Below are 9,941 nucleotides of genomic sequence, written 5' to 3'. Positions count from 1 at the left end.
TCCGGCGTAGGAACCGTAAGGATATCACAGATTCGCTTGATTGGGTTGTTTTACCATGTGTCCATTTTTTGACGAGAACTTTTCACTGTCCAGAATACTAATAGCAATGTATTAAATTGACCTTGAATGGCTTCATGCTTTAAAGATTCTTATTTTTGCTGAACTCAGTGTCGATTAAGCATATGTCGTACAATCATCTATAAATAAAAGGACACTCAATTCCGAGTGTCCTTTTATTACTTATAACTATGATGTACCAATTCCTCCGTCCCAATATCTGTAAGTAATCCAATGACCTTATCCGGAATGGAATAACGCTGGTTCAAATACCGAAGCGCGGCCGCGAGCTCGCCGTCTGCGCCTCCGTACTGCTCCAGCAAAAATTTGGCCATCATCGGATCGCATTTGCTGACGCGAACCGGATATTGCAGCTTCTTCTCGTACACCCACATGCGCGCTACCTCCTAAATGTATGCAAGCAGCGGGGATTTCGGGAAGCTCTGCTTGCGAATTGGATGGTTGTCGGGACAATCGACACAAGGCATAGACGCCCTATACCTGCCAAGGCCACGGCGTGTCGTTCCATTGCCAAGGCGAGCCGGACATGCTGTGCCCGAAGTTCATGAGCGGTCCGTAGCTCGCTTCGTATTGCTGGGCGATCCGCGCTCGCAGCGCGGCGTACTGATTGAACTGCTGCAGCGCGTTTGCGTCGTTCGGATGGGTGTCGAGGAACAAATTCAATTCAACGAGCACGAAATCGACGGCCTGCAAATCATGCAGAAGCTTGTAATAGGCGTCGTCCATCTGCTTAGCCATGCTGCTCACCTGCCTTCAGCCGCTCTCCGGTCGGGATGTAATTACTGTACAGCGCGGGCCAAAGCGTTCCATACTTCAGTGCTTCATGCGGTGAAAACTGCGGCAAATTCGGCGGCTGGAACGGCATGAACAGCTGCGGGGGAACATCATAGCTTTTCACCCGTATGGGCGGGCAGGGGTCGAACTGGCTGACATAGGGCTCGTAATAGCGGTAGCCAGCTTGATTCTCGCTCATCCTATGTCCTCCTCTCTAAGTTGATCTCGAACCAATGTATGTGGGAGGGGTTGGACAATATTCCTAGCATGTGGGGGGGCGGTGAAGAGGGGCTTAGGAAGCTTCCCCTGCCGTTGCTCTCACTACATAAGTGAGAACAACGACTGGGGATATAAGCGGCTTTCGAAGTGAATTTAATCAGGTCTGCCGATGTTTCCTTTGCTTTGCTTCTATTCTGCATGCACTTGTTTCTACAATTCGCGTTCGATGTTCAACATTTTCCAATCTTCGTACAACGTCTGCCATTCGATGGACGCTCCAAGCGCTTCCGCCAGCTTGCGAGCAGGCACATATGCGGTTGATTCGACAAGCGTCACTTCTGTCGGCCAGAGCTCTTCTACACCGTTAATGATTACTTTATCGCTGCCGATCTGCATCAATATTGTCGTGTCCGTCGCTTCGTCGTATACCTCGATCGACCTTGTCTCTGGGTCATACTCAATCGTCGCTCCGAACGCATCCGTCAGATCGCGAAGCGGCACGATAGTGATACCCTCTGGCGTGACGATCGGCGGATTGTAGTAGTCGTCGCTATATGCCGAATAGGTCTGTTTTGTAATGTGCATTTTGTTTTTCAGAAGGTCGTAGATGAAAGAATCTTCCTCGAACAGCTTCAACATTTGATAACCTTGTCTATTCTCCAGCTCTTCGATGCCAATAGCATCTTCCGGAACGATCGGCGCTTCAGCTTCAACCTCGCCGTTCACATTCCATTGTTCTTTGGAAAACTTCAGCGTGAAGCCTTTCATTGGAGAAGACGGATTTTCGTAAGAATCCATGAATTCAAAGTAATCTTCAGCTTGATCGCCAGCTTGAGCTGTCTCAGCCTCTTCAATGGGGGCCATGGAGAAGTTCAGCTCAAATTGCTCCTTGCGGATATTCAGTTTCCCATCCACGTACAGGTCAGACGTCACATTTACCGCTTCCTTCAGCGCATCTTTCTCTGCAGCGAATTCGGAATCGTCCTCAGCCATATCCAGTTCCGTTCTTAATTCCGTCAACATATCTGTAATCGCCGTTGCAGCTTCTTCGACCATTTCTTCGTTAGTCGGCGCGTCAAGCTCGCCGGTCTGGAAAGGATTGACTTCACCGATGGCTTCCCAGAGTTCTTCATTAGCTCCCAGCACTTCAATAATGCCCGTTAAAGCTTCTTCCAAGCCGTCCTGATCGGTCAGCAAAGCGTCCACGTACTTCCCGAGCCATTCCCACATCTCCAAACCGTTCATCTCGGCATGGACATGTATCATCGAGGTATTAACCCCATTTACCGGCTCGAATACAGGGCTTGCGGTCAGTCTGTCCGGATTCGGAAGATTATCAATGGCGTAACCGCCCACAATATCCATGATATTCATCCCAAGCTCCGCCATCGATTCCTCACTCACATTCCCAGCTTCCGTCACATCGATGCCGTATCTTGAAGCGAGCGCATCGCCGCTCAGATCGATCATGAACGGCTGTTTGGCGCCTTCCAGCTCCATTTCCATCATTGTGTCTGATAGGCGAAGCGCAAAGTCGAGACCCTTATTGTCGCCAAACAGCAGATTTCCGTTCAAAGAAAGATGCGAGCTGTCCTGAATTTTCACATCCCTAAGCTCCAATTTAATCTTGGACAGCAATTCAATCACAGGATTCATCTCATCAGTCTCATAAAACGCCATTGCATCTTCGTCCAGATTCAACTGAAATTCGATTGTTTGCTTGCTCTCGCTGGAAGTAACCTTCAGCGAGTTCATCAGCACCTGGTTCAAATTCAAGCCGCCCACAGCCTGGCAGCCCGCTACGATTACGAGCGTGAACGAAAGTAATAATAAGAACAATTTGCTTGCTTTCCAACGTCTAACCATTCACCAAATCTCTCCCTTTATATGTATGAGTCTATGGAACTATCAAACTATACATATTGTACTAGAGAGAGAGTCGATTTGTAAATCTTTGGAGCTCTTGCCAGACGTTCGAATCTTGAAAAGCTTGGATATGGCATGACGATAGCAACAAAAGGGCTGAAATCAAAATATTGTGTGTATATAGAGTAGGTTCATATTTTGTACACTTAAAGGTAAGAAAAACGAATAGAGGGGGAACGATTCTTGAAAAGCAGACCGAAAATATTCGCCCGCTTCTTCCTTTCCTATCTCATCATTCTGTGCATTCCGATCGCCATCGGATCGTTTGCCTATCAGAAGACGGTGAACATTCTGGAGGAGGAGGTGCAGAATACGAGCCTGATGGTGCTTGAGCACAGCAAGTCTTCGCTGGACGGTCAGCTCGATATGGTCGTCAGTCTGCTCAACCGCCTCTCTGTCAACCCGAAGGTGCTTCACTTTATGGACGCCTCCCTTCCTTTAACAGACGATGATTATTACGAATTGAATTTGTTAATGAACGATTTGCAGTATTATCTCCTCAATAACAGCGTAGCGCTCGATTTCAATATCTATTTCCACAATTCGGATACGACGATAACGAGCGAGGCGATCTATCACGGAGCCGCCGAATATGAGATTTTCCACAAATACGGCGACTATTCTTACGAGCAATTCATCGATGCGCTCATGTCGGGTGAACGCCGCTTCATGCCGCCTCAGCCGACGAAGGTCATGAAGGAATCGGTCGATACGATCGCGTATGTCAGCCCGCTGTCGACCAGCATGTACGCGAAGCCGTACGGCGCTATCGCCATCTTCCTCGAAACGGAGCATATCAGCAGCTTGCTCGATTCTTTGTCGGATCACTTCCAGGGAGACGCCTATATCTTCGACGATCGCGGTCAGATGATGGCATCAACGAGCGAGGCGGGAGCTTTTGACGTTGAACGGGTTCAGAACGAAGAGGGCTTCAAGGGCCAGGTTCAGGCAATGATCGACGGGCGGGATGTGCTGATCTCCTATGTCAAATCCAGTTATTCCAACTGGAGCTTCGTGGCGGTCACGCCGAAGGAAGTGCTGTTCGCGAAGGCGTATTATATCAAAAAAATGACGGCAATAATCACATCCGTTATTCTCGCGCTTGGCGCCCTGGCGGCATGTCTGCTTGCCTACAGGCAGAGCCGGCCGATTCGGGAGCTGATGCAAGCCATTCGCGAGCATTATGAAGAGGATGGCATCAAGAATGTATTCGCGGAGATGAAGCAAACATTCCTGGAGTTGAATTCCAGGAACAAGAAGCTGGAGGACATCGTGGAGGAGCAAACGCCGCTCTTCTACAGGGTATTTCTGGAGAAGCTGATCGCGGGGAGCTTCAAGAGTGAGCAAGAAATTACGGCGTTCGCCGAGCATGCCGGCATTCGGCTGGAGGGTGAGCGCTATATCTGGATCGTGATCGAAATGGAGGAGTATGAGGGGGGAATATCGGACAAGCTCCTGAAAAAGCTGAATTTCGGAAAATTCGTTCTGAAAAATATGCTGGATGATTTGCTAAGCGGCGAACATGTCTCGATGGATGTGTCCGAAAGATCGCTTGCGTATTTGTATTCCTCTTTCCACGAGCATGGGAGCGCGGCCGAGGATGAACTGCGAACTGTCATGGAGCAGCTTGTGCAATTGGCCGTGAATAAATTCCAATTAACCGTCAAAATCGCGCTTGGACGTCCGCATGTGCAGCTTATGGATTCCTGGAGCTCCTTTCAAGAAACGCGAACCGCTTTGGACCACACACCGGTCAATAAAATTGTGTTAGCCTCCGAATTGGATTTCTCTTCGGAAATTTTCTATCCGGTTGAGCTAGAGGTTCAGTTAATCAACGCATGCAGATCAGGCGACGGCTCAAGTCTGGAACGATTGTTCGGCTTAATCTATACGGAAAATTTCGAGAGGCGGCTGCTGTCTTCCGACTATCGGGATTTGCTTCTGTATGAGATGAAAGCGACGCTCATGAAATTGGACCCGGCTGCGAGTTTTGATCAGGAAGAGAAAGAACGAGCGGGATTTTCAAGCATCAAGGGCTCCTTTCTGGAGCTGTGCCGGGCAAACGAGCGGCGGAAGCAAGCGCAGACCTCCGATCTCGCCAATCAAATGCTGGATTATGTGCAGTCTCATTATTCGGACCAGAGCTTATCTCTGAATTCGCTGAGTGAACGATACGCCATATCGGAGAGCTATATTTCTCATCTGTTCAAGGAAAGGGCGGGAGATAATTTCTCGACGATTGTCGAGCGAATACGCATGAGCAAGGCTTGCGAATATATGATTGACTCGCAGAAATCGATTCAGGAAATCGCGACTCTGGTCGGTTATAACAGCGACAAAACATTCAGACGGGCGTTCAAACGGGTGATGGGCGTCCAGCCGACCGCTTACCGCGACGCGAACGTGAGATAGCCGCGAAGGCGAGGACGCTATATTCCAACAAGGGAACAATTTTTGCATACTTCAAAAGAGGTGTGTCCGAACGGATATTGGTCGTATTCACGGACTGCCGCTGCCGGGTACATTGGAGTCAGCCCAGAACAAGGAGGTCGATCCATGACTCACGCGACAGCAAGAGAACGGTGGAGGCATCTGAAGAAAACGAAAGTGCTTTCGATCATGATGATTCCGGCGCTCGTCTATTTTATTCTGTTTCATTACGTTCCGCTTTACGGCATCCTCATCGCGTTCAAGGATTTCAAGATGATGGCGGGATACAGTTTTTTCGAAAGCATCATGCGGGCCGACTGGATCGGATTCGAGCATTTCAAGGATTTCATCTACGGGGCCAACTTCTGGAAGCTGCTCCGAAATACGCTATTGCTCAGTCTGTATGGCATGATCTTCGGCTTCCCGCTTCCGATCCTGTTCGCTCTGCTGCTTAATGAAGTCAGGCGGCTGAGATACAAGAAGCTGGTGCAGACGGTCAGCTATCTGCCGCATTTCATCTCGGTCGTAGCGGTTGTCGGCATGATGAAGCTGCTGTTATCGCCGGAGAACGGACTGATCAACCAAATTTTGCATGCCTGGTTCGGTCTCGACTTCCATTATTACTTCGGCGATGCCGCCTGGTTTCGGACGCTCTATGTCGGATCGGGCATCTGGCAGGGACTGGGATGGGGAGCGGTGATCTATATTGCCGCCTTGTCGAAGGTGGATTCGGACATGTATGAATCTTCCGTGCTGGACGGAGCGAGCCGGATTCGCCAGATGTGGCATATTTCCTTGCCGGCGATAAGGCCGACGATTATGATTCTGCTCATTCTGGAGGTGGGCAACTTCATGAGCCTGGGCACGGAGAAGATTATCCTGATGTATAGTCCGGCAACGTACGAGACGGCGGATGTAATCTCCACCTATGTGTACCGCAGAGGCTTGGTCGATATGCAATTCAGCTTCGCGACCGCCGTGGGCTTATTCAACTCCTTGATTAATCTGGTCCTGCTGGTAACCGTGAATGCGCTTTCGAGAAAAATGACGGACGAAAGTCTGTGGTAAGGAGGAGCTATGGTCAACGACAACTCGTTATCGTCCAGGATGCTTGATATTGTTGTTCACGCCGCAATGCTGCTTGTGCTGCTGGCATGCCTGATTCCGCTGCTCAACATTCTGGCGTATTCCTTCAGCACGCCGCACGCGATTTCGAAGAGCGGGATTACGTTGATTCCGAAGGAATTTTCGCTAGAAGGCTATAAGGCGATTTTCAAGGATTCGCTTATTCCGAGATCCTTCCTGAATTCGATTCTGATTACGGGAGGAGGCACGCTGATTAACATCGCTTTGACGATTCTGACGGCTTATCCGTTGTCGAAAAGCAAGCTGCCCTTTCGGAAATATTATTTGTTCCTCATCGTCGCCACGATGTTTTTCGGCGGCGGATTAATACCGGGCTTCATCCTCGTGAATGCTCTCGGCTTGTACAACAGCTATCTGGCCCTTATTCTGCCTACGGCGCTCAGCGTTTGGAATTTGCTCATTATGATGAGCTTCTTTCGCAGCTTCCCGCAGGAGCTTGAAGAGTCTGCGAAGCTTGACGGAGCCGGAGAGCTGTCCATTCTGTTCCGCATCGTCATTCCGTTGTCGATGGCTCCGATCATGACCATTGCGTTGTTTTACGCGGTTGGACACTGGAACTCCTATTTTCAGGCGCTTATTTACTTAAGAGATACCGACAAATTTCCGCTGCAGCTCATTTTGCGGGAAATTGTGCTGGACCAGCAGATGGCGGCGGATCTTGCGGCCAGGTCGGGCACCGACCAGAGGCCGGTATCGTCGGAGGGCGTCAAATATTCGACGCTGATTATCTCGATTGTTCCAATGCTGCTCGTCTACCCCTACATTCAGAACTATTTTGTCAAAGGCGTTATGATCGGATCGTTGAAGGGATAACGCACGGAATGTCGTGTTATCGATAGAAGCATGTCCATTAGATAAGGGAGGTTTCAAGATGGCGAAAAGAAGAATAACGGCATTATTCATGATCATGGCGTTAACGGCAGGGCTGCTTGCGGGCTGCAGCGGCAATTCAGGCAATAACGGAAACGGCGCCGGGGCGACAAAAGAAGCGAATGAAGGCAATGGGCAAGCGACAGGCGGCGACAAGACGGATACGGTCAAAATCTACGCGGGAACCGAGGTGTGGAAATCGACCTTTCCGATTCCAAGTCTGGTGCATAAGGAGATCGAGAACAAATTCAATATCGAGTTCGATCCGATCTACACCTGGGTCAACGCCGATACGGAGACGAAGCTTAGCGTCATGTTCGCAAGCGGCGATTATCCCGAAGCGCTCTTGCATGTCAACAATCCCGAATTTGTCAAAAACCTGGGCAGACAGGGCTACTTGCTTCCGGTCAACGACATGCTTGATCAGATTCCGAACTATCGGGATTTGTGGACGGACGAGGAATGGGACATTGTGATGAAGAAAGCCGGCAACGAGGACGGCAATCTCTACTATCTGCCCATCAAAAATTACAGAACACATTCGAATGCCTGGATCTACCGCGAGGATGTGTTCGAGAAGCTGGGCATTGCGTTTCCCCAGACGCTGGACGAACTTTACGAAGTACTGAAAACGCTCAAGAAGGAGTTCCCGGATTCCGTGCCGATGACGAATCGCGGAGGCATCGGCGGCCTGGTATGGGGCATTGATCAGGCGAATCGCACGAGCTACGGCATATTCGCCGATCCGGATCTGAATAATGAAATCGTGTTTGGACCCGCGACGGACAAATACCGGGAATCGATGAAATTTCTTCATAAGCTGTACAAGGAAAATCTGATCGAGAAGGAATTCGCCACGATTACGTACGATCAATGGCTTCAGCGGCATTATTCGGATAAGACCTATATCGAATGGAGCTACGGCTCTCGCGCCGCCGATTTCAATATGGAGAGCAAGGATATCGCGGGCGTGAACTGGAATTGGTCGGGAACGATTATCGGCGCGGACGGCAAGCCCGGTCTCGCAGTGCGGGAGGATCCCTTCTATTCTTACGGTCCGGTATTCACGAACAGAATCAAGCAGGAAAACCTCGATCGTCTGCTGGAGTATGTCAATTGGTCCGTCACGCCGGAAGGAACCCGATTGCATGAATGGGGCGTCGAAGGCGAGACGTATGAAATGAAGGACGGAAAACCCGCGTTTCTGGCCAGTATCGAGAATGATCCCGACAAGCGCGACAAATTGCTGGAATACGGGATGGAGTATTTCTTGAACAGAGATCTGGATATGGTGGAATCCTCGCCGCAAACCTTGATTGATCTTCAGGTTTCCGAAGCCTTCGCGAATTGGGAGAACGAGAAGAAGCCGTTCTTCAATTGGACGGAGGAGCTTGGTCAGGAGAAGGCCAAGCTGCAGACGAATATCGACGATGTGAAGGAGCAATATTCGGTGCAATTCGTGATGGGGCAGCTCGATCCGGAGAAGGACGGCGATTGGCAGAAATATATTCAAGCGCTTAAGAAGGCGGGATTGGACCGCTTTGTGGAAATCCACAAGCTTGCGGCAGCGAATTAATTTTCGCTGTCGGTGAAAACGGGAGGAACCGCGGGGCGAATGCCTTGCCGGTTCCTCCATACGGAAGGGGAATGTCCGCATGTTATTGTCGATTAATCATTGGAGCTTTCCGAGAGCGATGGCGATGAACGAGGTGTTCCGGCATTGCGCTCTGGCCGGCTACGACGCCCTCGAGCTAACGCTGAACAAAGAGGATCGGGTCGGATTCACGATGGCGTCCACGGAAGCGGAGATGCGGGAGATCGCTTCCCTGGCCGAGCAAAGCGGCATTGGTCTGAAAAGTTTGTCTACCGGCCTTATGTGGGATAATTCCCTGTCATCGCCCGATCAGGCCGTCAGAGAACGCGGCCGCGATGTTGTAAAAAAACAATTGGAGATCGCTTCCGTCCTTGGTCTGGATACCGTATTGACGGTTCCTGCCTATTGCACGGAGGAAGTGGCGTACGACCAATGTTATGAACGAAGCCAGGAGGAGCTTGCCAAGCTGGCTCCGCTTGCCGAGCAGGCAGGCGTGCGCATCGGCATTGAGAATGTATGGAACAAATTTCTGTTGTCGCCGATGGAGATGGCGAGGTATGTCGACGAGCTCGGCTCCGACTATGTGAAGGTCTATTTCGATATCGGCAATGTGATGCTGTTCGGACATCCGGAGCAATGGATACGAATATTGGGCAGTCGCATCGCGAAGGTGCATGCGAAGGATTTCAGAAGGGCGGCCGGCCATTATCACGGCTTCGTGCCCCTGCTGTCGGGAGATGTCCGCTGGAAGGAAGTGATGCGGGCGCTGGGTGAAATCGGATATGAAGACACGTTGACGGCGGAAATTTCGGCATATGGGGAAGACCCGCTGCAGGCCGTCTACGATACGGCGCGTCAATTGGACGCGATCATCAACGAAGGTCCGGGAGAAAAGAGGAGATGA

General features: G+C 50.5%; 8 protein-coding genes and 1 pseudogene. 5 read left to right on the top strand and 4 right to left on the bottom strand.

Annotation, left to right across the window (positions count from 1 at the left end; all coding sequences use genetic code 11):
* Positions 1–251 precede the first annotated feature (251 nt).
* The 4 genes and pseudogenes from HFP08_RS19680 to HFP08_RS19665 all read right to left on the bottom strand — a co-directional run.
* Positions 252–452: pseudogene (locus HFP08_RS19680) on the bottom strand (manganese catalase family protein); the annotation flags it as partial.
* Positions 453–552: 100 nt separating this feature from the next.
* Positions 553–816: a spore coat protein CotJB gene (locus tag HFP08_RS19675; RefSeq protein WP_168122311.1), complete on the bottom strand. Its 264-nt coding sequence runs from the start codon at positions 814–816 to the stop codon at positions 553–555.
* Entirely contained in the window at positions 809–1,051 is a 243-nt protein-coding gene (locus HFP08_RS19670) for a spore coat associated protein CotJA (protein ID WP_168122310.1), read from the bottom strand. Before HFP08_RS19670 ends, HFP08_RS19675 begins: the two co-directional genes overlap by 8 nt.
* 230 nt (positions 1,052–1,281) lie before the next feature.
* The gene (locus tag HFP08_RS19665; RefSeq protein ID WP_168122309.1) at positions 1,282–2,937 is read right to left on the bottom strand and encodes a copper amine oxidase N-terminal domain-containing protein; all 1,656 of its coding nucleotides are present in this window, start codon (positions 2,935–2,937) and stop codon (positions 1,282–1,284) included.
* A 243-nt stretch (positions 2,938–3,180) separates the two neighbouring features.
* Between HFP08_RS19665 and HFP08_RS19660 the strand changes: the two genes are divergently transcribed.
* The 5 genes from HFP08_RS19660 to HFP08_RS19640 all read left to right on the top strand — a co-directional run bounded on the left by HFP08_RS19660 (position 3,181) and on the right by HFP08_RS19640 (position 9,941).
* Positions 3,181–5,409 carry an AraC family transcriptional regulator gene (locus HFP08_RS19660; RefSeq protein WP_168122308.1) on the top strand — a complete coding sequence of 743 codons (2,229 nt, stop codon included), beginning with the start codon at positions 3,181–3,183 and terminating at the stop codon, positions 5,407–5,409.
* A gap of 144 nt (positions 5,410–5,553) precedes the next feature.
* Complete coding sequence (locus tag HFP08_RS19655) at positions 5,554–6,495, top strand: ABC transporter permease (protein WP_168122307.1); 942 nt, start codon at positions 5,554–5,556, stop codon at positions 6,493–6,495.
* Between the two features lie 9 nt (positions 6,496–6,504).
* Positions 6,505–7,386, top strand: a complete 882-nt coding sequence (locus HFP08_RS19650) for a carbohydrate ABC transporter permease (protein ID WP_168122306.1) — start codon at positions 6,505–6,507, stop codon at positions 7,384–7,386.
* Between the two features lie 58 nt (positions 7,387–7,444).
* Entirely contained in the window at positions 7,445–9,019 is a 1,575-nt protein-coding gene (locus tag HFP08_RS19645; protein WP_168122305.1) for an extracellular solute-binding protein, read from the top strand.
* A 79-nt stretch (positions 9,020–9,098) separates the two neighbouring features.
* A complete protein-coding gene (locus HFP08_RS19640) occupies positions 9,099–9,941 on the top strand; it encodes a sugar phosphate isomerase/epimerase family protein (RefSeq protein WP_168122304.1) in 843 nt (280 codons plus the stop codon).

The organism is Paenibacillus sp. HB172176, assembly GCF_011947265.1.
Lineage (GTDB): Bacteria > Bacillota > Bacilli > Paenibacillales > Paenibacillaceae > Pristimantibacillus.
The sequence above is the reverse complement of the archived record's forward strand: the minus strand, read 5'-3'. Positions and strand labels throughout refer to the sequence as shown.